Below are 22,710 nucleotides of genomic sequence, written 5' to 3' on the forward strand. Positions count from 1 at the left end.
TCGGCCACCAAATCAGTGGGCAAGTTGATGCTTCGGTGTCCCTAAAGATAGAACCGCTGATCGCTGAGGCCTACTCAAGCAAGCGCAATTCAATTGCACGGGATTACGCTGCCTTTATCCCTTGTAGCCGTTCAAGCTACCGGCCAAAAAGCGTGCACATGCCCACGTTACAAGCATCAGGAGCATGGATTCTTCCCCTCGGCCGGTGACCAACAGCCAGACGGACCAAAGGAAGCCCCCAAGACCCAGCACCAGGGCGCAAAGAAGGCGAGCGAGCCCAAAGCCCGTGCACCAGGGAGGCGGCGGCGGTTTCTTGTCATCGTTGTCGGTCATTGCGTCTCTCTCTGCAGGGAATGAAGCCTCTGTCTTCGAACACCTCTATTTGTGCTGACACAGTCACCCTATGTCGTTCTGCTCGCTCCTTCGGTGCGCACGGGCACGTTCCAGCTGGTCCGGCGTCGGCTTCAGCTCCGCCAGCATGTGGCGGGTATCCATGGGCTGAAGCCGCAGTATTCCCTCACGACCGAGCCGCTGATCGCCGCGACATCCTCATGCAAACGCATGCCCGCGCATAGCTCCGCCAATCGCATCCAGCTCCGCCAGTACCGCATCGGTCAACACAATCTCCCCCGTCTTCAAGTTCTCCCTCAAATGCCCCACCGACGAAGTCCCGGGAATCAACAGCACGTTCGGCGCCCGATGCAGCAACCAGGCCAGCGCCACCTGCATCGCCGTCGCTCCGATCCCTTCCGCCACCTTTGACAACCCCGCCGACTGAATCGGCGTGAACCCGCCGAGCGGGAAGAACGGCACGAACGCAATCCCCCGCTCCGCCAGCTCATCCACCAGCGCATCATCGCCACGCTGCACCAGGTTGTACTGGTTCTGCACACAGACAACCGGCGCAATCTTCTGCGCCTGCGCCACCTGTGCCGAAGTTACGTTGCTCAGCCCGATGTGGCGGACCAGTCCCTGCCTTTGCAGCTCGGCCAGCGCAGTGACTTCCCTTTCGATCGAGCCTTCCGATGGCGCATGGATATCCCCCATGATCCGCAGGTTGACGACATCCAGCACCTCGACACCCAGATTGCGCAGGTTGTCATGGACTGCTTGCCGGATGGCCTCCGGCTCAAGTGCCGGCAACCACGAGGCGTCTTCGCCGCGGCGGGCGCCTACCTTGGTGACGATCGCCAGGTCATCCGGGTAAGGATGGAGGGCTTCGCGGATGAGCTGGTTGGTGATGTGCGGCCCGTAGAAATCACTCGTATCGATGTGGTTGACGCCGGACGCCACGGCTTCGCGCAGCACTGCGATGGCCGCGCCGCGGTCCTTCGGCGGGCCGAACACGCCAGGCCCGGCGAGCTGCATGGCGCCGTAGCCCATGCGGTTGCTGTGCGGCCGGCAAGCGTGTAGGTGGTGGCGGGACGGCGAGGTTGGGACATGGGGGACATGGCGCTCCTTGATTCGGTTTGGCTGAACAGTGGCGGCAGTATGTTTGGCGTTGCAGTGTTTGATAATCCGGCCTAGATTGAATGGGCTGTTTCAAAATTTGAACACTGAGATGGAATTCAACGATCTGGCCGCGTTTGTGTCGGTGGCCCGCGCCGGGGGCTTTCGGGATGCGGCGCGGATCAGCGGCGTGTCGGCGTCTAGCCTGAGCATCGCCGTGCGCCGCCTGGAATCGAAGTTGGGCCTGCGCCTGCTTAACCGCACCACCCGCAGCGTCGCCCCGACCGAAGCGGGGCTGCGCCTGCTTGAGCGGCTCACGCCGCTGTTCAGCGAGATGGAGTCCGCGCTGGACGTCCTGAACGCCTTCCGTGACAAGCCGTCCGGCACGCTCAAGCTGAACGTGCCGTCGAGCGCCGCGTGGACGGTGTTGCCAGCCATCCTCCCGCCGTTCCTGGAGGCCTACCCCGACATCCGCGTAGAACTTGTGGTCGAGGATGGGTTCGTCGACGTGCTGGCCATCGGCTGCGACGCAGGCATCCGCTACGAGGAGCGGCTTGAGCAGGACATGGTCGCCATCCCGATCGGGCCGCGCGTGCAACGCTTCGCGACGGCGGCAACGCCTGGCTATCTCGACCGGCACGGCAGGCCGGAGCACCCGCGCGAGTTGCTCTCGCACGTCTGCCTGCGCGGGCAGTTCGCCAGCGGCGCCACGCCACCGTGGGTGTTCGAGCGGGATGGGGAGGAGTTGCGACTGGATCCTCCGCACCGGTTGCTGATCCGGCCTGCTGCATCGATCGACCTGGCGATCAGTACGGCGCTGGCGGGGGTTGGGGTGATCCACATCTTCGAGGGCAAGCTGCGGCCGTATCTCGACGGCGGGGCGCTGGAGCCGATTCTTGAGCCTTGGTGGCAGAAGTTCTCGGGGCCGTTTCTTTACTATCCCGGGCGAAGGCACTTGCCGGCGCCGTTGCGGGCGTTTGTGGATTTTTTGAAGGCGCCGGCGGCAGCGGATTGAGCACGCGGGTGCTGCGAAGTGCCGCAAGGCGAGGCCTCAGTACTCCCTCAAAATCCAGCTGCTGATCGCCGCAAAATACTCTCGCAACCACGCATTGAATCGAAGATACAAAGGCGTCCGGGCCCCCACGCCGAATGCCTCCCCGAACCCCGCCTTCCGCGCGATCCCCACCGCCCTCCGCACGTGGAAATCGCTGGTCACCACGACAAGCGCACCGGCAGCATCGACGCCCTGCTGCTCCAGCAACCGCCGGCTGAACACCAGGTTCTCCTCGGTACTGGTACTGCGTCCTTCGCGAATCACCCTGTCCGCCGCTATCCCGCGCGCAACGAGGTAGTCGGCCATGATGTCCGCCTCGACACACTGCAGCCCAAAGTCCTGCCCGCCACTCACAACGACCTTGGCCTGCGGCCACCGTTGCGCCTGCACTAGTCCCTGATCCAGTCGCGCAATCAATGTCGGCGACGCCTTGCAGTTAGGGGTGCCAGATCCAAGAATGATGATCGCCTTCACCGCTGTCCCCGCGGGTACGGAAGCGCCCATGCCGCTGCGGATGCCATAAAAGAAAACACCGACAGTAACCAGCCACACCGCGAACGCCATCCATCCGGCACGCCAAAGCCACTGCCGCCGCCGATCCGCTTTCCGCCATCGCGCCACGCCATTCCAGCACAGCGCGAGCAGCAGGAACGCGATGCCAATGCACGCCGGCAACGTGATGCCGAAGTTGAACAAGCCCATCCCCATCAGTGCGACGGCATCGCCGATCAGCACGGCGCCTACCAGCGCCAGGGCAAGGCGTATCCAGCGGGTGTTTCGTTTCAATGCAGGGATCTCCAGATCGTTGATTGCTGGATTATCAAACGGCATAGACCACCTGATAGAGCGACGTGCCGACGGTCTGCGACTGGACTTCGGCCAGGGCGAGGATCTCAGCGATATGTGAAGGTGTGGTCATGGAAAAGAGCGAGTTTAAGGCTCGGCCTATGGATCCACGAGTCATTGTTAGCTAAACCTTGGCGCGGGAGCAGCCAACCTGGAGCCACAATGCCTGACATTCGTTTTGCACTCCGAAACGGCGCGCGTTTGGATGGAGCGATTTTTTGGCACCACGAATGGATGGCCGTTGCAGTTTCCCTGCTTGTGCTATCCGTACCCGCTCACGCTGGGCATGTACCGGCAGCCATCATCGACAGTTGCCTGCTCTTCGACAGACCGTCGGACGCTTCGATCTCAATCACCCAGATTGAGGGAGAGGCGGATCTTTTGGACGACGTTACTGTACCCGGTTACCAGTTATTCAATCCCGGGGGCGCAAACAACAAGCATACGATTGGCTACGCAACCAGCAAGCGCGGAAGCAACGACTTCATTTTCGTCGGAGTGCGTCGCGGGTACATCAGACGTGCGGTCGCTCTTGGAAAGCACCGACCCTCGCGAGTCGAACAGCCGGTCCTTGCTGGCTATGCTCTGCTGCGCCAACATGGGCGACGATATGTGTGTGTGATGGAAAGCAATGGAAGCGGCAGTGCCGCCTTCGTCAGGTCTGCTTATGTGGGGCGAATCCCATCATCGGAACTTGCGACTTTGCAGCTGTATTACAAGATGACGAATGTGAAGGAGTTCAAGCCGGTGGAAACTAAATGAACCTCTCATCCGTGAGACTCCTCCCACTTGCCCGGCTGATACTTGGCGGTGCTGTTGCCGGACACGCCTATGGCGCCGCGTTGACCCCAGGCATCTACCGCATAGACGCCGGTTCCTACGTGACCGCTGTGCAGCGCGCTGAAGCCGGGACCAATAAGCACATCGAAGAGAGATTCGAGCATGCTTTCCCCGCAGCGGCCGGTGTCACGTATGCCGTGGTGTCACGCGAAGCGAGATATGCCGAACCCGAGCGCAACAGGGTGCTGTTCCTGACCGTGGACGGCTACAAGGCCGAGCGTGGCGAACGGTCTTGCATTGCCTATGCCATGCCAGGCTGGAACGATTATTCGACCACCAATCCGTTCTGTGCTGGCGAGGAAGCGCTGTCCGAGCGGACCCTTGCTTGCTTTGTCCTGCGCCAGCCGCCCCGGCGACGCGATCTTGCCGGCATGCATAACCCGCCTGAACGTACTCCCACTCAGGACGACAGGGTCGGCTGCCTGCTCGGCGTGTGTGACTCCGCCGCCTATGGCAAGTGGATCGAGCGCGTCGAGGTCACCTACCGTACCGATCGTTTTACGCTGGAAAAGGTACGTCCTTACCAGGACATTCTCTTCCTAGGAAGCGCGGTCCCGATGTTTGCTTCACGTGAACGCACGAATAACCGTTCCGAGCTGAAGGCAGGAACGTTCCTCGCAGTACTGGACCGTCAGTCGGAATGGTTCGAGGTCGATTACTTCGAACATGGCAAAGCTCGCCATGGGTGGATCGACCGCGACGATGTCGACCCTGTGCAGTGGGTGGCGCAGCGCGCCACGACCCGTGACTTCCGATTTCGCGTAGGCGTGGTACCTGGCGTCAGCGACACGGATGAGCCTCAACCGGTTGCCATTGAAGTGCTGTCGCGGCACGGCGGCCATCGCCTGCAGGTACTGCGCGATTTCCAATCGGATGGCGGTTATGTGCTGCGCGAGGAAGCGATCGAAGTGGTAGACGCCAACTTCGACGGCCATCCGGATATTGCGATACACGGCATGTCTGGCGGCGCGGGCCCTAACAGTACCACTAATGTGTTCCTGTACGACCCGGCGCGGCGCCAGTTCGGTTTCTCCCGGGAATTGTCAGAGCTGACTCAGCTGTGGATCGACCCAAAGACACGGACCGTTCACAGCGCGCAGCGTGGCAGCTGTTGCAGCCATTATTCCGAGGTCTATCGCTACGTGCGTGGCAAGTTGACGCTTGTATTCAGCAAGGATGAGTACGCGAACGGCGAGTGGGTCAGTATCACGACCGGTCGCCTACGCGACGGGAAGATGCACTACCGCGAAACACGTAGGCGATCTCCGGGCGATTGAGCACTCGCCCCGGCACCTCCTCTCATCGCTCCTGCCCCTGCCGCAACGCAGGCGCCACCGCACACGCCACCAGCAGCAGCGCCGCCATGATGATCAGTCCATTACGCGTGCTACCGGTCGCCTGTTCGATCAGCCCCATCACCGACGGCCCGATGAATCCCCCAATCAGCCCGCAAGTATTGATCAGCGCCAGCCCGCCTGCCAGCGCTACACCCTTGAGGCGCGACGACGGAAACAGGAACACGATCGACTGCACCACGAAGAACATCAGCGCGGTCAGCGAGAAGCCCACCAGCGCCATCACCGGGCCGGCGAAGGCGGCGATCAGCAGGCCACCAGCCATCACGGCCAGTCCCAGGCAGAGCAATCGGCGGCCGCGGCCCGGGGTGTTGGCATGGCGGGGCAGCCAGGCGGCTCCGATGGCGGCAGCGATCCACGGCAGCGAGTTGAGCAGGCCGATCTCCACGGGCGTGAGCTTGCCGTAGGTGCCGATGATGCCCGGCAGGAAGAAGATCACCGTGTAGATCGAGATCTGGTGGCAGAAGTAGATGAAGATCGCTAGCCATACCTGCGGATCGCGCATGGCGCCAAGGAAGGAGTGTCCGGCCTTGCCGGTGCTGGCATCGGCAGCTTCGGCGGCAAGTCGGCTGCGCACGGCCTGGGCCTGTGCCGGAGTCAACCATGGCGCGCTGTCCGGTCCGTCGGGCAGCTTCTTCCAGACCACGGCGGCCAGGAACACGGCGGGCAGGCCTTCGAGCACGAACATCCATTGCCAGCCCTTGAAGCCCCAAATGCCATCCATGGCCAGCAGCGCCCCGCCCAGCGGGCCGCTGACGATGTTGGCGATGCAGACCCCCAGCAGGAAGTAACCCACCGCCCGCGCGCGGTCTTCGCGACCGAACCAGTAGGTCAGGTAGAGCATCACGCCGGGGAAAAGTCCCGCCTCGGCCGCGCCAAGCAGCACGCGCATGATGTAGAAGGACGTCTCGCCCTGGACAAAGGCCATTGCCGCCGACAGCAGGCCCCACGTCACCATGATGCGCGTGATCCAGAAGCGGGCGCCGACCCGGTGCATGATCAGGTTGCTCGGGATTTCCAGGAAGGCATAGCTGAGGAAGAACAGGCCGGCGCCCAGCCCGTAGGCCGCGGCCGAGATGTTCAGGTCGACCGCGATGTGCGTTTTGGCCAACGCGATATTGGTGCGGTCCAGGAAGCTGATCACATACGACAGCACCAGCAAGGGCACGAGCTTGCGGAACAGTAGCGCGGTCAGCGGGCGGTCGGTGGGCGCGGCCAGCGGCGGTGCGCCCGAGGCGGGTACGGTCTGCATGTGCGTGGTCTCCATCGGCGGATCCGGGCGCCGCGCCCGTGGCGCGGGCTTGCCGTTCGGCCTGTTTGATGTCTTCGGTGATCGATGCCTGCCCGGGCCGCGCCATGGCGGCCCGGCGGTTCAGAACGCGGTGCCTGCGGCGCCCTTGAGGTCGAGGATGTCGCGGGCTTCGTCGGGCGTGGCGACGTCGATGTTCAGCGCTTCCAGCACGGTGCGGATGCGCGTGACCTGCTCGGCGCTGGACGCGGCCAGCTGGCCCGGGCCGATCCACAGCGAGTCCTCCAGGCCGACGCGCACGTTGGCGCCCATCGCCGCGCCGATGGTGGCCAGCGGGATCTGGTTGCGGCCGGCGCCCAGGATCGACCAGCGGAACTGGTCGCCGAACAGGCGCTGCGCGGTGCGGTGCATGTGCATCAGGTCTTCCGGATCAGGGCCGATGCCGCCCAGGATGCCGAACACCGACTGGATGAACACCGGACCCTTGACCAGCCCACGGTCAAGGAAGTGGCGCAGGTTGTAGAGATGGCTGATGTCATAGCACTCGAACTCGAAGCGCGTGCCGTTGGCATTGCCGATGCGCAGGATGTTCTCGATGTCCTGGTAGGTGTTCTTGAAGATCAGGTTGCGGCTGTTCTCCAGGTGCTCGCGCTCCCAGTCGTGACGGAGATCCTTGAAGCGCTCCAGCATCGGGAACAGGCCGAAGTTCATCGAACCCATGTTCAGCGAAGCCAGCTCCGGCTTGAAGGTGGTGGCCGGCAGCATGCGTTCGTCGACGGTCATGTGCGGGCTGCCGCCGGTGGTGATATTGATCACGGCATCGGTCTCGGCGCGGATCCTGGCGAGGAACGACCGGAACAGCTCCGGGTCCTGCGACGGGCGTCCGTCCTTGGGGTCGCGGGCGTGCAGGTGCAGGATGGCGGCGCCGGCGCGTGCCGCGTCGATGGCGGCGGTGGCGATCTCGTCGGCAGTCACCGGCAAATGGGGCGACATGCTGGGCGTGTGGATCGCGCCGGTCGGGGCGCAGGTGATGATGGCTTTGGCTCGCTTGGCCATGGTGGTTCCCTTGTCGATGTTGGTGGTCCGCATCGCGGATAACCCGCGGTGCAAGGAATGCGAGAGGCGCGCTAGCTGAGCGCCTGGGTCAGGCCGTCGACGACCATCTCCTGCCCATGCACGCTGGCGGCTTGGTCGCTGCACAGAAAGCGCACCATGTCGGCGATATCGCGCATCGTCACCATGCGGCCCAGCGCCGCCTGCGAGGTGTAGTCGCGCGTCACTTCCTCCAGCGGCTTGCCCAGCGACTCGGCCTTCGCGGCAATCACGGCGCGGATGCGCGGCCCGTCGACCGCCCCGGGCAGCACCGTGTTGACGCGGATGCCGTCGGCGCCCAGTTCCAGCGCCAGCGACTTGGTAAAGCCCACCACCGCCCATTTCGAGGCGGAGTAGGCCGAACGGCCCGGCATGCCGAGATGCCCGGCGGCGGAAGACAGGTTGACGATCGACGGCGAGCGGCCTTGCCGCAGGCGCGGCACCGCGGCGCGGGCGCACAGGAACTGGCCGGTAATGTTGACGGCCAGCGTGCGTTCCCAGTCGGCCAGCGACAGCGTTTCGACGCCGCCGGTCGGTCCGGCAACGCCGGCATTGTTGACCAGCACGTCAAGGCCGCCAAAGGCCTGGTCCAACGCCTGGAACAGCGCCTCGACGTCGCTTTCCTTCGACACATCGGCCCTGACGGCCACCACGCCCGGCAACTCGGCGCACACGCGTTCCAGTCCGTCGCCGGCCACGTCGCAGACCGCGACGCGGGCGCCCGCTTCGGCCAGCGCCCGTGCAATTTCCAGCCCGATGCCGCTGGCACCCGCAGTGACCAGCACGCGTTTGCCGGCGAGCGATTCATCCTTCCACATGGTTTCAATCTCCTCAGGGCAGGCCGGTGCCTGCCTTCCGGACGAAGATTAAAACTGTGATCACAGATCAAGTATAGAGAATAACCCTATGTGCTATGCTTCGCCGCATGAGCCTGAATGACCTTGTGACGCCTCTAGTCCGCCAGACCCTCAGCCGCGACGTCTACACGCAGCTGCGCGAGTTGCTGGTCAGCGGCCAGATGATGCCCGGCGAGCAGATTTCCTTGCGCAACATCGCTGCAGCCCTAGGCGTAAGCGTGATGCCGGTGCGCGAAGCGGTGCACCGGCTGGTCGCCGAACAGGCCCTCGAACTCACGCCCAACCGCGCGCTGCGCGTGCCGCGCATGAGCGTCAGCCAGTTCGAGGAAATCACGAAGATCCGGATCGAGCTCGAAGGGCTCGCCACCGCGACCGCGGCCGAGCGCATCACCGACGAGGAGCTGAAGCAGGTGCAGGCCCTGCACCGCCGCTTTGCCGACGAGATGGCCAAGCGCAATCCCGACGGCGCCGCTGTCATCGCCGCGAACCAGGCCTTCCACTTTGCCGTCTACGCGGCGGCGGGCATGCCGATCCTGCTGCAGATGATCGAGTCACAGTGGCTGCGCATCGGGCCGATCCTGAACCATGATCTGCGCTCCGGGTCGCGCCGCGTGGAGGAACGCGTCGCGGTCAAACATCACGACAAGCTGGTCGAGGCGCTGCGCAAGCATGACGGTGCGGCGGCCTGTGCGGCGCTGCGCGGGGATATCGAGAGCGCGGCCGTCTATATTGTCTCGGCGGGGGTGCTAGTCAGTACGGAGACGGCTAAGGGAACGGAAGCCACGTTGATGGCCGTGAAACGCGGTACCAAGGCAGGGCGTGCCGGGCTGAAGGGCTGATCTGCATCGGCCAGGTCGCCTGCTCGCCCATATCAGCGGGCTATAAAAATGGCCTAAATCAAAGTTCCGGCTGATATGTTTTGATGCTGAAGTGTTTCGGGATTCCGTTGAATTCATCCAACGAAATGTAAGGTTCGATAAGAATTAAGAAGCCCCCTATATTTGCCCTGGAGTCCGCTTGTTACTTTCGCCCCAAACTTAGCGCGGCGAATAGCGCTACGGACGCCTTGAAGTGATCGAGATGTCTCCGTAGCGACCAGGAGCTGAAGCCGCGCCCATTCAGCAAGGCAGGAGCGCGGGCGATGGGTCAAATACGGGCAAGTACGTATCACGAAGGCACGTCAGGGCTAGCCATAGCCGCATGGCCAATAGTTTTGATGATGGCCCTGGTCTGTTCAGGCTGCCTTCATTCGCCGCCGAACTACCCAGGGGCCGGTGGTAACAATATTGATCCGGCTGACTACGCCAGCGTTGCTTGCCCCGACCTGAGTGGCCGATATGAGGGCAGCGGCGAACTCTTGGATGGGGACGCCACGGCTCAAGGATGGGCCAAGACTATGCGCATTGACTATGTCTTCCCATTTGCTAGTAGCGCAGACGCGATGAAATTTATGAGCGCAGCAAGATCTGATTCAAGCCGTACCTCGTATCCAAAATACGGAGAAGTGACGAGGTTCGCCGCGCGGTCATTCCGAGTTAGCGTGAACTATGAGAATGGTAAAAGCGCATCACGTGCCCTCTCGTTTGAAGACAAAGGCAGACTCGTATGCACCGGTTCTCATGGAAAGATCATATGGGGAGGAGCTAGCAAAGGTGGCAGATCAGAATTCGGACCGAATACCACGGATTCGGTGGCAATGCTCTACCTAGATGATCAAGGGAATCTGGTTTCGGAGGATTCGATGCAGGTTCACATGAGCCTGCGGCTTGGCGGGATTCCTACTGGCACGGCCAAGCATTTTTCAAAATATCGATTCAAACGGTTACCCGAGTGAAATTGTCATTTCCACACCACATGCGGCGATATGGACTTGCTGCTGGATGTTGCTTAGCGCTTGCTGCCTGTGCCCCGATGATTGCAACGGCCCCATCGGCTATCGAGGTCACCCAACCAAGCGCGGCCGCCCGACGCATCCAGATCCTGACCGCTACAACCATCAAACTTGACACTGGCTATTCCCGCACGCTGCCTGAAAAGTCAGTCTGGTCGAAAGCAGGCCGCGTTCCACAGGGCGATGTCTTCCGGCCTGTCGGCACCATCTTCACCATCGAAGGACGCCAGGTACACGAAGCCTACCTGGTCATCCATAACCAGACCCTGGTGGGCTTCTATTTGCCCGGGGAACAGAACTATTCCCCGCTATCCACAGCCGTACCTTTGAACTTGGGAGAATCAGAATGAAACGGGTCGCACGCATGCTGTTCGCCGGACTGGCGGTGTCGTCACTGCTGGCCGGGTGTGCTTCCGGCGTAAAACACGCCGACATGGAGGCGTCGATTCCGACGCTGAAGCGGGGTGACGGCCGGGTCTACTTCCTGCGCTCGGCATCGATGTTCGGCGCGGCGATCCAGCCGGATCTGCGTCTGAACAACGAGGTAGTGGGCGAGTCCAAGCCCGGCGGCTTCTTCTTTGTGGATCGCCCTGCCGGCAAGTACGTGGCCTCGGCTTCGACCGAAACCGAAAAGACGCTTAGCTTCGTGCTGGACGCCGGCGAGACGAAATACGTGCGCAGTTCACCGTCGATGGGCTTGATGGTGGGCCGCGTCGTGCTGGAACTCGAGACGCCTGAGAAGGCCAAGGCAGATCTGGCATCGCTGAGCTACACCGGCGACGTAGTCAAGGCGCCGGCGAAGTAAGCGGCGCGGCCGCCCCCCAGGGTCTCCGTCGGGGAGCCTGGGAGGTAAGCGTCTGTGTCAGCGCGGAGAGGCGATATTGGTTACGGGGCTTCGGAATTCTCTCGAGTTCGCCTCACGTCAAACAAGCCGCATTCACCACCCCCACCGACAACGAAATCACCCCCATCACCGCCCCCACCCCGCGGTTATCACTTGAGATCGCCTCACTGACACCCCCCAGCGCCCGCGCCGCCACCAGGTAAGCCAGCACCTGCACCGCAAACGCCCCAAACGCCCACAGCAAGAACATCGCAAACGTAGCGTTGTGCTGAATGCTCGACGACAGCGTCAGCGAGAACCCCAGCACCGCCCCACCCAGCGACAATGCCGCCGCGATATTGCCCTCGCGGATCAGCGTGAATTCCCGATGCGGCGTGACGCGCGTATAGACCAGCAGGAACAGCCCCAGCATGGCAAAGCCGGTGACGATGTAGATCAGGTAGGCAAGCGCCGGGTGCATGGTATTGACCATTGGATGGACTCGTTGTCGGTTGTCTGGGTTTGCGTGCGGGATGGCGTTCGGCAGGGGCATTCAGCCGCCGCCGGAGCGCCCCAAGCTGCCGAAGCGGCTGGTGAAGCCGCCGCGCGATACCACCGGTGCGCGCGATACGGCGGCGGAGCGCATGGTCAGGCCCATGGAGCGTCCGCCGCTTAGCGAGTTGCGGCGCACGGTGGCTTCTTCCACCATGGCGGCGCGCGGGGTGGCGTTGGTGAAGGATTGCGTGGGCGTGCCGTTGCGGTCGTAGACCTGCATCGGGCGCAGCGGGCCGGACGTCATATCGCGCTGGGTCTGGGTGCCGTTGGGGTGGTAGACGGTGCCGCTGGCGGTGTAGTACGGGCCGTACCAGCGTGCGTAGTACGCGTTGCTGCTGTGGGTGGTGCCGGAGCCGGCGGCGTCGCTGGCGGGGGCGTCGAGGCTGGAGCTGTAGATGGTGCTGGGGTCGTCGAGCGGCACGCTTTCGCAGTCGTTGGGCGTGTTCCAGTCGGCCTCGCAGTCTTCCAGCGTGGCGTAGCTGGCGCGGCGCACGGTCACGCCGGGGTCGTCGTCGGCGTCGTCGCTGCAGGAGCCGAGCACGGCCACGCCGGCGACCACGGCGCAGGCGCCGACGATCCACAGCGCGGGCGAGCCGCCCTGCTTTTTCTGCTCGGCCTGGTAGGCGGCGATGCGCGGCGACGGGCCGCCGGAGCCGCCCCGGCCGGGCATGTATGGGCTGCCGTACTTGGAGCGCTTGGTGCCCTTCTTCTTGTTGGCCATGGCTTATGCGGGGGTGAAGTAGTGGGGGACGAAGAAGCTGGTGTTCTTGGCGATGGGCCCGGATTCTTCGCGCACGCACAGGCCGCTGGGCACGTCGTCGACGATCCAGACGCCCAGCGTGGTGTAGCGCCCGTCAAAGCGCCGCGCGGGTTCGTAGGCCTGGTAGACGAAGCCTTCCTCGCCATACTCGCCGGGGTTGTGGACGCGGTCGCCTTCCGGGGTGAGCAGCGTCACGCTTTCGCCTTCGCGCGACAGGAAGGGCTTTTTCGCGTGCGGACGGCCGGCGAAGTGGCCTGCGTCGAAGCTGGCTTCGATCAGGTTCGGATGTCCGGGAAACAGCTCCCACAGGATTGGCAGGATGGCCTTGTTGGACAGCACCGCCTTCCAGGGCGGCTCGACCCAGCGCACCGGGCTGTGCGCCAGCTGGTCGCGGTAGTCGGAGGTGGCCAGCCATTCCCATGGGTAGAGCTTGAACACGACTTCGATAGGCACGTTGTCGGCGTCGTAGAAGTTGCCGCGGCCGTCGGTGCCGATGTCTTGCAGGTCGATCAGCTTGACGGACCAGCCGGCCTGCAGCGCGGTGTCCATCAGGTACTCGGTGTTGCAGACGTCTTCCTGGCTGTCGAACATGCAGGCAAGGTGCAGCAGGCTGGCGCTGCGGTAGTGGTTGCGCAGCCATTGCCAGCGTGCCACCAGGGCGTCGTGCAGGCTGTTGAACTGGTCGGCCTGCGGCTGCACGGCGTCTTTCCAGTACCACTGCGCGACGGCGGATTCGATCAGCGATGTCGGGGTGTCGGCGTTGAACTCGTACAGCCTGGGCACGCCGTGCTGGTCCAGCGTCATGTCGAAGCGGCCGAACAGCGTGGGCTCGTCGCGGTCCCACGAGGTCCGGATCAGCTGCGCGAAGTCCTGGTCGATGGCCAGGCGCGCGAACAGGTCGTGGTCGATCACGTGCTGCACGGCTTCCAGGCAGCGCTGGTTCAGGTCGTGCGCGGCGGCATAGAGCGTTTCGACCTCCTGCTTGCTGAAGGCGTAGGCGGCGTCTTCGCGCCAGTAGAAGAAGGTGTGGTCATCGACTTCGCGCGGAACGTTGAACTCGTCCAGCGAATGGAAGTGGAAACCCACCTTCTCGAGTTCGCGCGGCCAGTTGCGTCGCGGGGTTTGCGGGATGCGTTGCATCAGCAGGCAATGGTCAGCAGGGAGGGTTCGGGCCGGACCGTGGTGCCGTCCAGCAGGAAGTCGGTGAAGGCGAGCGAGGCGGCGCCGGGGCGCGGCAGCCAGTCGGTAAATGCGATGCTGAGCGGCGCCCACCAGTGCGCGGCATCGGCCAGCACGGGGCCGAAGTCGAGCGCATCGGATTCCACCACGCCGCGCGACGGATTGGCCAGCATCCATCGCATGCCGGCGACCAGGCTCGATGCCACCTGCAGGCTGGTGGCGGTGTTGTACGGTGCCAGCGAGCGCGCGCGCTGCACCGACAGTCGCGAGCCATGCCAGACCGCGCCGTGCCGGCCGCTCATCAGCAGCACGCCGAGTTCGTCTTCGCCGCACTGGATCTCGTCGCGCAGGATGCGTTCGCCGCGCACGCGCGGGGCGGCGCGGTCGTCCAGCCATTGCATCGAGGCCTGCGTGGCAGCGGTGGGGCGGTAGGCGTAGTAGACGGTGGGGCGATACGGCGGCTGGCCGGCGCGGGTGTCGGTCAGGTATTCGGCGATCGAGATCGATTCGTTGTGCGTGATCAGGTAGGCGTCGAAGGGACCGTGTACCGGCGACCACGAGCGCACGCGCGTGCGATGACCCGGCCGGTCCAGCGCGATCGCCGCGCCGTTGCCGTAGCCATGGCGGTAGCCATCGGGCGGCAAGCGCGGTTCATGGCTGCCCCAGCCGAGTTCGGCATCCTGCAGGCACTCGGTGATAAAGCCTTCGGCGGACCAGGTGTTGGCGAACTCGCCGTCGCGCGGATAGCCGGGGGCCTGCTGGCTGTCATATTCGGCGACCTGGATCACGCGCACGTCCAGCGTGCGCGCCAGCGCGGCCCACGCGGCGCGATCGCCGGGTTCCGGCTGATTCAATCCGGCCTTGCCGGCCAGTGCCATCAGTGCGGCTTTGACCAGCACCGAAACCAGTCCGGGATTGGCGCCATGCGCCACCAGCGCGGTCGGCAGGGTCTCGCGGCCGCTGGCGAAGGCCAGCAGCTCGTGGCGCAGCGCGTAGTTGCTCAGGTGCGAGGCCCGCGGATCGGCTTCGTAGTCCCAGGGTTCGATGCCAGCATCGACATAGAACGCGCCGTGCGCTTGCGCCAGCGCAATCAGGTCGCGGCTACAGACGGACGGCGCCAGGTTCAGCAGGAAAGTGCCGGGCCGAAGCAGCGGGGCCAGCATGGTTTCGTAGTTGGCCGCGGTAATGGTGGCCTGGATGGCGTGCAGCTTGTGCGCTGCGACCAGTTGCTGGCGCGCGCGGTCCAGCACGCGGTCGACCACGGTGATCGCTGCCCGCGGCCAGGCCCGCTCCAGCAGCGGCAGCACGGCCTGGCCGATGCAGCCGAAACCAACGATGACGATTTGTTCGATCACGCAGACCCTTCCGCCCGAGAAACGGCAAGCGGCGGATCCCCGGACGCGGCCACGGCCGCGCCGGCGCAGGACTGCCCTTGCCTGGCTTTATCAATTCTGATCAGAATCGCTAAATCTAGCGAAGGGCAATACTATCGCCGCGCGCGGCGGCTGCCAACTGCCGGCCGGGCCTATGGCCCGCGCTTCAGCGCAGCAGGCGCCAGGCCAGCCGCGCCGCCACGCGCGCGCCCAGGTGGTCGCGGTCGTACTGGGGGTTGTACTCCGCAAGGTCAGCCACGCGCAGCTTGCCGCTGCGGCGGACCAGCCGTACGACTTCCTCCACCACCGGCAACGGCACGCCGTAGGCGGCGGGCGCCGACACGCCCGGCATCACCGCGCCCGGCAGGGCGTCGAGGTCGATGGTCAGGTAGACATGGTCGGCCGCATCGATGCGCGCGGACAGCTCCGCCAGCCGCGCAGCCAGGTGGCGCTCCTGCATGTCGACGTCTTCCACATAGCACACGCCCAGCGTCTCTGCACGGCCGAACAGCGCCGGCGTATTGGCGAGGCGGCTGACGCCCAGGCAGACATAGTCGAACGGCTGGCCGCGCTCCGCGCAGGCATGGGCGATCTGGTCGAACGGCGTGCCGGAGCTGGCGGGCCGGCTGGAGCGCAGGTCGAAGTGCGCATCGATATTGACGATCAGCACGCGGCCGCCGTCATCCTGCGCGTCAAGGTGCGCACGCAGGCCCTGCCACGTCCCCCAGGCCACTTCATGGCCGCCGCCCAGCACTAGCGGAAAGCCGCCTCGCGCCAGCACCGCGCGCACGGCGTCCGCCAGCGCCTGCTGGGCAGATTCCAGGTCGCCGTCGTCGCAACTGACATTGCCGGCGTCGTACAGCGCCGGCAGGCCGTGCGCCGGCACGTTGGCCAGCGCCTGGCGGATAACGTCGGGGCCGTGGGCGGCGCCGGGGCGGCCCTGGTTGCGCAGCACGCCGGCATCGCAGCGAAAGCCGAGCAATACCGGCGCGTGGTCCAGCGGCGCGGTGTCCGCGTTGTCCGCGGTATCCAGCGCCTGCACGATGCGGAACAGCCGCGTGGTGTCGCCCTGCTCGCCGTGGTCGATACGGCCCTGCCAGGGGTTTTGCGTCACTGCCATCCTCATGCCCGCGTCAGCACCGCCTGCAGGAAGCCGCGCGTGCGTTCCTGCGTCGGCGCGGAGAAGATCACCGACGGCGGCCCGGCCTCGATGATGCCGCCGCCATCCATCACCACGACCACATCGGCCACTTCGCGGGCAAAGCCCATTTCATGGGTGACCACGACCATAGTCATGCCTTCGGCGGCCAGCACCTTCATCACCTGCAGCACTTCGCCCACCAGCTCGGGGTCCAGCGCGGAGGTCGGCTCGTCGAACAGCATCACGCGCGGCTCCATCGCCAGCGCGCGGGCGATGGCCACGCGCTGCTTCTGGCCGCCGGACAGGCTGGCCGGCATGGCGTGGGCCTTGTGCGCCAGGCCGACTTTCTCGAGCAGGCTCATTGCCTTGCGCTCGGCGTCGTCGCGCGAAACGCCGCGCAGCATGCGCGGCCCCACCGTGACGTTATGCAGCACCGACAGGTGCGGGAACAGGTTGAACGACTGGAACACCATGCCCACTTCGGTGCGCAGCTGGTTCAGCCCCTGCTCGTCGATCAGCTGGCCGTCGGTCACCAGGCGCTTGCCGACGATGTCGATGGTGCCGGCCTCGGGTTGCTCCAGGCCGTTGCAGCAGCGCAGGAAGGTGCTCTTGCCGGAGCCGCTCGGGCCGATCACCACCACCACCTGCGACGGTTCCACGTCGAAGTCGATGCCGCGCAGCACCGTGTGGCTGCCGAACGATTTGCCCAGGTTGCGGATCCGGATGATTGCGGAATCGCTCATTGCACCATGCCTCCCATGCGCAGCCGTTGTTCGGCGCGGCGCAGGATCAGCCCGGCCGCGCTCGTCAGGATCAGATACACCAGCGCGATCGCCAGGTAGACCTCCAGCGACCGGTACGACACGCTGATGATCTTCTGGCCCTCGTGCATCAGGTCGGCAATGGTCAGCAGCGACACCAGCGCCGAGTTCTTGATCAGCGCGATGAACTCGTTGCCCAGCGGCGGGATCATGCGCACGATGGCCTGCGGCAGGATGATCGCGCGCATCGCCTGGCCGGACGACATGCCGATCGAGCGCGCGGCTTCCATCTGGCCCTTGTCGACGGACTGGATCGCGCCGCGCACGATTTCCGAGACATAGGCGCCGGAATAGATGCCCAGCCCGATCACGCCGCACACAAAGGCCGGCAGCAGGATGTTGAACTGCGGCAGGCCGAAGAACAGCAGGAACAGCTGCACCAGCAGCGGCGTGCCGCGGATGAAGGTCACGTAGGCGGTGCAGATGCCGTAGATGACGCGGCGCTTCGGGTCCAGCCGGCCGATGCCGACCAGCAGGCCCATCACGCAGCCCAGCACCAGCGCGCAGGCCGTCACCTGCACGGTGATGACGGCACCGTGCAGGATGTCAGGCCACCCGGCGAAGACGGGAGAAAAATCCAGTTCCATGGTATTGGTCCGCCTGGCTTACTTGGCGGCCGCGCCGAACCACTTCTGGGTCAGCTTCGCGTAGGTGCCATCGGCCTTCACCTTGGCCAGCGCGGCATTCAGCGCGCGGGTCAGCTCGGGCGTGTCCTTGCGCACCGCCATGCCGTATTCCTCGGTGGTCAGCTGCTGCTCCACCATGCGCAGTCCGCCGCGGGTCTTCACGTACTGCATCGCGGCGGGCTTGCCGGTCACGGCGGCATCGGCCCGTCCGATCTCGACCAGGTTGAACATTTCCTGGTTCTTCTCGACTTCCACGCGCTGCACCTGCGGATAGGTGTCGCGCAGGAAGCTGACTGACTTGGTCCCCACCTGCACGCTGACTTTCTTGCCGTTCAGGTCTTCCGGCTTGTTGATGGCGGTGTTGCCGCTCTTGACCAGCGCCACCAGGCCGCCGGTGTAGTAAGGCTCGGTAAAGTCCACCACCTTGCGGCGCTCCGGGGTGATGTAGATGCCGGACACGGCCATGTCGAAGCGGCGCGAGACCAGGCCCGGGATCAGGCCCTTGAAGTCGATGTTGGTCCATTCCACCTGCTTGCCCATGGTCTTGGCCATGGCCTCGACCAGCTCGACGTCGAAGCCGGTGCGCTTGCCGTTCTCGATGAATTCCATCGGCGGGAAGGTGGCGTCGGTGGCGACGCGCAGCACGTTGCTGTCCTGCGCGTGCGCGGCCGCGCCGAAGGTCAGTCCGGCCACGGCCGAGAGGCCGGCGATCAGGCATTTGCGACGAAGGTTCATGGGGGTCTCCTTTTTTCCGGGAACGGGAAATCTGCCGTCGCGCAGGCCTGCGGACGGTGCGGTAAAAGATTGCTCTGCTGTGTTCAGTAAGACTGCAACCGCGCGGAAATCCGCATGGCTGCCGCCACGGTCATGTCGATCAGCGCGCTTTCGCGCCCTTGCCGGCGCGTGGCCGGCACCATCAGCGTGATCGAGCCCAGCGCGTCGGCCTTGGCCCGCCGCGAGAACAGCGGCGCGCTCACGCCCCACACGCCGGGGTCCACTTCACCCTCGCTGACGGCATAGCCGGTCGCGCGAATCGCAGCGAGTTCCGCCAGCAGTTGTTCCGCTTCGGCCGGCTCGCACTGGGCCCGGACCACGCGCTCGCGCGCATCGTCGCGCATGAAGGCCAGCAGCGATTTCGCTGATGCGCCCGCGCGCAGCGGCACGCCGCGGCCCTTCTCGAACGAGCAGCGCAGCGACTGGCGGCTCTCCACCATCTCCAGGCACACCGCGTGGTCCTTGACCGCAACTACCAGGCCGACGCTTTCATCCGACTGCTGTGCCAGCAACCGCATGTCGGGCAGCGCTTCGCGGGCCAGGTGCGAGGCCATGTCGAACCCCAGCGCGAGCTGCAGGCTGATCGGGCCCGGCGCGTATTCGCCGTCGGACTCGAGCACGAAGCCCCAGCGCTTGAGCAGCATCAGCTGGCGGTAGAGCGTGCTCTTGGGCAGGCCGGTCCGGGCCACCAGCTCGCGCACCGTGATCGGCGCGCCATGGTGCGCCAGCGCGGCCAGCACGAACAGCACGCGATCGGCGCCGCCAGCGGGCTGGGCCGATTCGGTGGACGTGGGAGCCGTCAGTTCCGGGGCGATGGTTGGGTCGACAGCATTCAACATGGGGCCCAAGAATAGGACCGGATTCCCGGAAATCAAAACCGCTAGTCCCGGAAAATGGGAATGCGTGCCTAGGGATAACCCTTGCTCAATGGCAATTTGTGCGGCTAGGTGCGTGAGGCGCCGCTTGGTGCGGGAGAAAACTCGCCCAGGTGCCGGCGGTTGTGGCAGGACCGAATAAAGTCTATATTCGGTCCATTGCACAGTCAGGCCCACATCATGCGCTACTCTTCCCAGGTCAAGCCGATCAGCTACCTGAAGGCCAATGCCGCCGAGGTACTGGAGCAAGTCAACGAGCGGCGCGAGCCGCTGGTGATCACCCAGAACGGCGAGGCCCGCGCGGTGCTGCAGGACGTTGCGTCGTTCGAGCAGACGCAGGAAACGCTGGCCCTGCTCAAGATCCTGGCGCTGGGCAACCAGGAAATCTCCGCCGGCAAGCTCAAACCGGTCAAGGACGTGGTCGCGCGCCTGCGCAGCAAGCGGGCCGCCGGCTGATGTCGGCGGGCGGCAAGCGCCATGAGGTCCTGCTTACCGCCGGGGCCGAACAGGACCTGGAATCCATCCACGACTACATTGCGGAATTCGACAGTGTCGATAACGCGGACTACGTGCTGGACCGGTTGCTGGAAGCGGTGGACCAGATTGCGCGCTTCCCCGAGAAGGGCAACTATCCGGCCGAACTGATCGCGCTGGGTATCCGGGAATATCGCCAGACCGCATTCAAGCCGTATCGCGTGATCTATCGCCTGATTGACGACAGCGTGATCATCTATGTCATCGCGGATGGCCGGCGCGACCTGCAGGCATTGCTGGCGCGCCGACTGCTCGGCGCTTGAGCCGCGAAGGCCCTCCGCTGCCTGCCCCAGGGCAACTCAACCATTGCGCACGCCAGTGCAGGCGTGCGCTGAACGAAGCATTCGCCAGACCACCATGCCGCTGATCGATATCAAGAACCTCCAGCAAGCCGCCTACGATTTCGGCGAAGCCCGTCACTGGGGCAAGTACCACAGTCCCAAGAACCTCGCGATGGCACTGAGCGTCGAGGTCTCTGAACTGGTCGAAATCTTCCAGTGGCAGACCGAGGACGAATCGCGCGCCATCATGACCACGCCCAAGCGCGAGCACGTGGAGCAGGAGCTGGCGGATATCACCATCTATCTGACCCAGCTGGTGACGGCGCTCGGCGTGGACCTCGACGCCGCGGTGCGGGCGAAGATGGAAAGCAATGCAAGGAAGTATCCGGTGCCGGAGTGAGTTGCACAGCCGGGTGCGTTCACGCCCAGGACCAACCCGGATAGGCGATCAGTCGCGCCGCCCAACCCGCCGCATACATCCCCACTCCAAACACCGCGTGCGTGACCAGGCTATGCATCCGCGCCAGATTCGGCCGTGGCGTGCGGCTGGCCGCGATACCTGCGCCCATCGCGGGCTGCATCAGCAGGAAGGGCGCTGCGACGCTGCCGATGCCGACCGCCAGGGCCGGCGCCAGCGTCGGCTGGCGTACCCAGTCCAGGCCCCAAAGCCCCAGCAGTATTCCCGCGAACGCGATGCCGGTCAGGTAATGCGCGATCCAGCCGATGGCCTGCTCGCCGCGCACCGGTGGAGTCGCGGCGATGGGGTGATGGTGGAAACGTCCGCGTGGCAGCCAGGCCAGCCAGCGCCCGACCAGGCCGTAGTTCAACGCGGGCACGCCCAGCAGCCGTTTGCGCAGGATGGCCCAGGCGTCCATGACCAGCGTGGCGCCGGTGCCGATCACCGTGGCATGGAGCAGCATCGTTGTCGTGCTATCAGGCATGGCCGGCGTCCTTGCCGTTGCACGGCGCGGCCGCGGTCGCGCGGGCCGTGATGGTCCAGCACGCCGCGGTGTAGCGCACGGTGTCGCCGTGCACGTAAGGCTCGAATGCGGCGCGCACGATGGTGGCGACGCGCTCGCGCGTGGTGGCGTCGGCGCCTTGCAGGGCCAGCCCGACCGGGCCGAGCCGCGACAGGTAGCCCGCCAGGGCCGGCTCCGGCAGCGTGCAAGTCACGTCGGTCGGGCGGAGCTCGATATCGCCCCAGCCGCTCGCTTGCAGGATCGACAACACGCGCTCGCGGTCGCCGAAGGCAAACTGCCCGGGCGCGTCCGGCTGTCGCGGCGGCAGATCCAGCAGCGGCGCGGCGGCGCGTTCGGCGGTGGTCATGAAGGGGTTTTCGGCGGCGCTGCGCCAGGCGATGCAGTGCAGCGTGGCGTCGGACGTCGCGGCCCAGTGCAGGTTGGCGAAGGCGCGCACCGGGTCGCTGAAGAACATCACGCCCAGGCGCGACACGATCAGGTCGAAGCTTGCCGGCGCGAAGGCGTGCTCCTGCGCATCGGCGTGGACAAAGCTTGCGTTGATGCCCTTGCGTTGTGCGCGGGAGCGTGCGGCGGCGAGCATCGGCGCGGAAATGTCGATGCCGGTGCAGTGGCCTTGCGCACCGATGTGCCGCGCCAGCGCCAGCGTGGTGCTGCCGGTGCCGCAGCCGACATCGAGGATGCGCTGTGCCGCGGCGATGCCGGCGGCCTGGACCAGTTGTTCTTCCAGGGGCCGGAACATGTCGTCCAGCAGGCCCTGGTGCTCGACCCACGCCTGGCCCGATGCACCGTTCCACAGTGCGGCCTGTTCGCCGCCGTTGCTCCTGATTTGCCGTTGTTCACCCATGGTCGTATCCCCTTGCTTGGCTGGAAGCTACACTGTGCCAGTTCAAGTCGACTTGAGGTCAAGCGGTGAAAAGCCTGGATATTGCGGAAGTGGCGCGGCAGGCTGGCGTGCCGGCCTCGACGCTGCGCTACTACGAGGAAAAGGGACTGATCGCATCGATCGGCCGGCGCGGCATGCGGCGCGTGTTCGACGCGGGGGTGCTGGAGCGGCTGGCGCTGATCGCGCTGGGCCGTGCGGCCGGCTTCTCGCTGGACGACATCGCGCGGATGTTCTCGCCGCAGGGCCAGCCGCGCATCGACCGGCAGATGCTGGCCGCCAAGGCCGATGAGCTGGACCGCACCATCCGCAAGCTTACGGCGATGCGCGACGGGTTGCGGCACGCGGCGGTGTGCCCGGCGCCCAGCCATATGGAATGCCCGACGTTCCGGCGCATCGTGCAGGCGGCGGGCACGGGGGCGATCGGCGGGCGGCGTGAGCGGGCAGCCGTGCCGCCCGCCAAAGCGCGATGAGT

At 65.1% G+C, this 22,710-nt stretch carries 26 protein-coding genes and 1 pseudogene; 11 read left to right on the top strand and 16 right to left on the bottom strand.

The features are described from left to right. Positions 1-549 precede the first annotated feature (549 nt). Positions 550-1,451 (bottom strand): annotated as a pseudogene (locus MKD38_RS14340) (aldo/keto reductase family oxidoreductase). Between the two features lie 110 nt (positions 1,452-1,561). Between MKD38_RS14340 and MKD38_RS14345 the strand changes: the two are divergent. Continuing rightward, complete coding sequence (locus MKD38_RS14345; protein ID WP_252677754.1) at positions 1,562-2,464, top strand: LysR family transcriptional regulator; 903 nt, start codon at positions 1,562-1,564, stop codon at positions 2,462-2,464. Between the two features lie 36 nt (positions 2,465-2,500). On the opposite strand, the gene MKD38_RS14350 is transcribed toward MKD38_RS14345, so the two are convergent. Next, positions 2,501-3,334, bottom strand: coding sequence for a YdcF family protein (locus MKD38_RS14350; RefSeq protein ID WP_252677756.1), 834 nt, complete (start codon positions 3,332-3,334; stop codon positions 2,501-2,503). Between the two features lie 177 nt (positions 3,335-3,511). Between MKD38_RS14350 and MKD38_RS14355 the strand changes: the two genes are divergently transcribed. Together MKD38_RS14355 and MKD38_RS14360 are read left to right on the top strand one after the other, a co-directional pair. After that, positions 3,512-4,111 (top strand): hypothetical protein, encoded by a 600-nt coding sequence (locus MKD38_RS14355; protein ID WP_252677758.1) that lies wholly within the window; start codon positions 3,512-3,514, stop codon positions 4,109-4,111. After that, positions 4,108-5,466 (top strand): XAC2610-related protein, encoded by a 1,359-nt coding sequence (locus MKD38_RS14360; protein WP_252677760.1) that lies wholly within the window; start codon positions 4,108-4,110, stop codon positions 5,464-5,466. Before MKD38_RS14355 ends, MKD38_RS14360 begins: the two co-directional genes overlap by 4 nt. Before the next feature lie 22 nt (positions 5,467-5,488). On the opposite strand, the gene MKD38_RS14365 is transcribed toward MKD38_RS14360, so the two are convergent. From MKD38_RS14365 to MKD38_RS14375, 3 genes are all read right to left on the bottom strand, one after another. Then, positions 5,489-6,796 (bottom strand): MFS transporter, encoded by a 1,308-nt coding sequence (locus MKD38_RS14365; protein WP_371925695.1) that lies wholly within the window; start codon positions 6,794-6,796, stop codon positions 5,489-5,491. A 120-nt stretch (positions 6,797-6,916) separates the two neighbouring features. Continuing rightward, positions 6,917-7,849: a 3,5-dioxohexanoate:acetyl-CoA acetone transferase gene (kce, locus tag MKD38_RS14370; protein ID WP_252677764.1), complete on the bottom strand. Its 933-nt coding sequence runs from the start codon at positions 7,847-7,849 to the stop codon at positions 6,917-6,919. Positions 7,850-7,920: 71 nt separating this feature from the next. Beyond that, positions 7,921-8,703: an SDR family oxidoreductase gene (locus tag MKD38_RS14375; RefSeq protein WP_252677766.1), complete on the bottom strand. Its 783-nt coding sequence runs from the start codon at positions 8,701-8,703 to the stop codon at positions 7,921-7,923. Positions 8,704-8,810: 107 nt separating this feature from the next. On the opposite strand from MKD38_RS14375, the gene MKD38_RS14380 reads away from it, so the two are divergent. The 4 genes from MKD38_RS14380 to MKD38_RS14395 all read left to right on the top strand — a co-directional run bounded on the left by MKD38_RS14380 (position 8,811) and on the right by MKD38_RS14395 (position 11,438). Beyond that, positions 8,811-9,581: a GntR family transcriptional regulator gene (locus MKD38_RS14380; RefSeq protein ID WP_371925696.1), complete on the top strand. Its 771-nt coding sequence runs from the start codon at positions 8,811-8,813 to the stop codon at positions 9,579-9,581. Between the two features lie 377 nt (positions 9,582-9,958). Next, on the top strand, positions 9,959-10,576 hold the full coding sequence (locus MKD38_RS14385; protein ID WP_252677770.1) for a hypothetical protein: 618 nt from the start codon (positions 9,959-9,961) through the stop codon (positions 10,574-10,576). A 77-nt stretch (positions 10,577-10,653) separates the two neighbouring features. Beyond that, positions 10,654-10,983: a hypothetical protein gene (locus MKD38_RS14390; RefSeq protein ID WP_252677772.1), complete on the top strand. Its 330-nt coding sequence runs from the start codon at positions 10,654-10,656 to the stop codon at positions 10,981-10,983. After that, the gene (locus MKD38_RS14395; protein WP_252677774.1) at positions 10,980-11,438 is read left to right on the top strand and encodes a DUF2846 domain-containing protein; all 459 of its coding nucleotides are present in this window, start codon (positions 10,980-10,982) and stop codon (positions 11,436-11,438) included. The genes MKD38_RS14390 and MKD38_RS14395 overlap by 4 nt, the downstream gene beginning before the upstream one ends. Before the next feature lie 112 nt (positions 11,439-11,550). Here the strand turns inward: MKD38_RS14395 and MKD38_RS14400 are convergent, their stop codons facing one another. The 9 genes from MKD38_RS14400 to MKD38_RS14440 form a co-directional block, all read right to left on the bottom strand. Continuing rightward, positions 11,551-11,949 carry a DUF350 domain-containing protein gene (locus tag MKD38_RS14400; RefSeq protein ID WP_115679043.1) on the bottom strand — a complete coding sequence of 133 codons (399 nt, stop codon included), beginning with the start codon at positions 11,947-11,949 and terminating at the stop codon, positions 11,551-11,553. Positions 11,950-12,009: 60 nt separating this feature from the next. Then, a complete protein-coding gene (locus MKD38_RS14405) occupies positions 12,010-12,732 on the bottom strand; it encodes a hypothetical protein (RefSeq protein ID WP_252677775.1) in 723 nt (240 codons plus the stop codon). A 3-nt stretch (positions 12,733-12,735) separates the two neighbouring features. Continuing rightward, positions 12,736-13,911: a glutathionylspermidine synthase family protein gene (locus MKD38_RS14410; RefSeq protein WP_252677777.1), complete on the bottom strand. Its 1,176-nt coding sequence runs from the start codon at positions 13,909-13,911 to the stop codon at positions 12,736-12,738. Next, entirely contained in the window at positions 13,911-15,305 is a 1,395-nt protein-coding gene (locus MKD38_RS14415) for a saccharopine dehydrogenase NADP-binding domain-containing protein (protein WP_252677779.1), read from the bottom strand. The genes MKD38_RS14410 and MKD38_RS14415 overlap by 1 nt, the downstream gene beginning before the upstream one ends. Positions 15,306-15,489: 184 nt before the next feature. After that, the gene (hutG, locus tag MKD38_RS14420) at positions 15,490-16,449 is read right to left on the bottom strand and encodes a formimidoylglutamase (protein WP_252677781.1); all 960 of its coding nucleotides are present in this window, start codon (positions 16,447-16,449) and stop codon (positions 15,490-15,492) included. Then, a complete protein-coding gene (locus MKD38_RS14425) occupies positions 16,446-17,207 on the bottom strand; it encodes an amino acid ABC transporter ATP-binding protein (protein ID WP_018006726.1) in 762 nt (253 codons plus the stop codon). Before MKD38_RS14425 ends, hutG begins: the two co-directional genes overlap by 4 nt. Next, positions 17,204-17,872 (bottom strand): amino acid ABC transporter permease, encoded by a 669-nt coding sequence (locus MKD38_RS14430; RefSeq protein ID WP_012351355.1) that lies wholly within the window; start codon positions 17,870-17,872, stop codon positions 17,204-17,206. Before MKD38_RS14430 ends, MKD38_RS14425 begins: the two co-directional genes overlap by 4 nt. Before the next feature lie 18 nt (positions 17,873-17,890). Continuing rightward, positions 17,891-18,646, bottom strand: a complete 756-nt coding sequence (locus MKD38_RS14435; protein WP_252677783.1) for a glutamine ABC transporter substrate-binding protein — start codon at positions 18,644-18,646, stop codon at positions 17,891-17,893. 83 nt (positions 18,647-18,729) lie between these two features. Continuing rightward, positions 18,730-19,524: an IclR family transcriptional regulator gene (locus MKD38_RS14440; protein ID WP_252677785.1), complete on the bottom strand. Its 795-nt coding sequence runs from the start codon at positions 19,522-19,524 to the stop codon at positions 18,730-18,732. Positions 19,525-19,740: 216 nt separating this feature from the next. On the opposite strand from MKD38_RS14440, the gene MKD38_RS14445 reads away from it, so the two are divergent. The 3 genes from MKD38_RS14445 to MKD38_RS14455 all read left to right on the top strand — a co-directional run bounded on the left by MKD38_RS14445 (position 19,741) and on the right by MKD38_RS14455 (position 20,775). Beyond that, positions 19,741-20,016, top strand: coding sequence for a type II toxin-antitoxin system Phd/YefM family antitoxin (locus MKD38_RS14445; RefSeq protein ID WP_252677787.1), 276 nt, complete (start codon positions 19,741-19,743; stop codon positions 20,014-20,016). After that, on the top strand, positions 20,016-20,357 hold the full coding sequence (locus MKD38_RS14450) for a type II toxin-antitoxin system RelE/ParE family toxin (protein ID WP_252677789.1): 342 nt from the start codon (positions 20,016-20,018) through the stop codon (positions 20,355-20,357). The genes MKD38_RS14445 and MKD38_RS14450 overlap by 1 nt, the downstream gene beginning before the upstream one ends. A 94-nt stretch (positions 20,358-20,451) precedes the next feature. After that, positions 20,452-20,775 (top strand): nucleotide pyrophosphohydrolase, encoded by a 324-nt coding sequence (locus tag MKD38_RS14455; RefSeq protein WP_252677791.1) that lies wholly within the window; start codon positions 20,452-20,454, stop codon positions 20,773-20,775. 19 nt (positions 20,776-20,794) lie between these two features. Here MKD38_RS14455 and MKD38_RS14460 read toward each other — a convergent pair whose 3' ends face one another. Together MKD38_RS14460 and MKD38_RS14465 are read right to left on the bottom strand one after the other, a co-directional pair. Then, the gene (locus MKD38_RS14460) at positions 20,795-21,316 is read right to left on the bottom strand and encodes a DUF2938 domain-containing protein (RefSeq protein ID WP_252677793.1); all 522 of its coding nucleotides are present in this window, start codon (positions 21,314-21,316) and stop codon (positions 20,795-20,797) included. Further along, positions 21,309-22,199, bottom strand: a complete 891-nt coding sequence (locus MKD38_RS14465) for a class I SAM-dependent methyltransferase (RefSeq protein WP_252677795.1) — start codon at positions 22,197-22,199, stop codon at positions 21,309-21,311. Before MKD38_RS14465 ends, MKD38_RS14460 begins: the two co-directional genes overlap by 8 nt. Positions 22,200-22,264: 65 nt before the next feature. Here MKD38_RS14465 and MKD38_RS14470 point away from each other — a divergent pair, with 65 nt between their 5' ends. Further along, positions 22,265-22,708: a helix-turn-helix domain-containing protein gene (locus MKD38_RS14470; RefSeq protein ID WP_252677796.1), complete on the top strand. Its 444-nt coding sequence runs from the start codon at positions 22,265-22,267 to the stop codon at positions 22,706-22,708. Positions 22,709-22,710 lie beyond the last annotated feature (2 nt).

Source organism: Cupriavidus sp. WGlv3 (genome assembly GCF_023952475.1).
Taxonomy (GTDB): domain Bacteria; phylum Pseudomonadota; class Gammaproteobacteria; order Burkholderiales; family Burkholderiaceae; genus Cupriavidus; species Cupriavidus phytorum.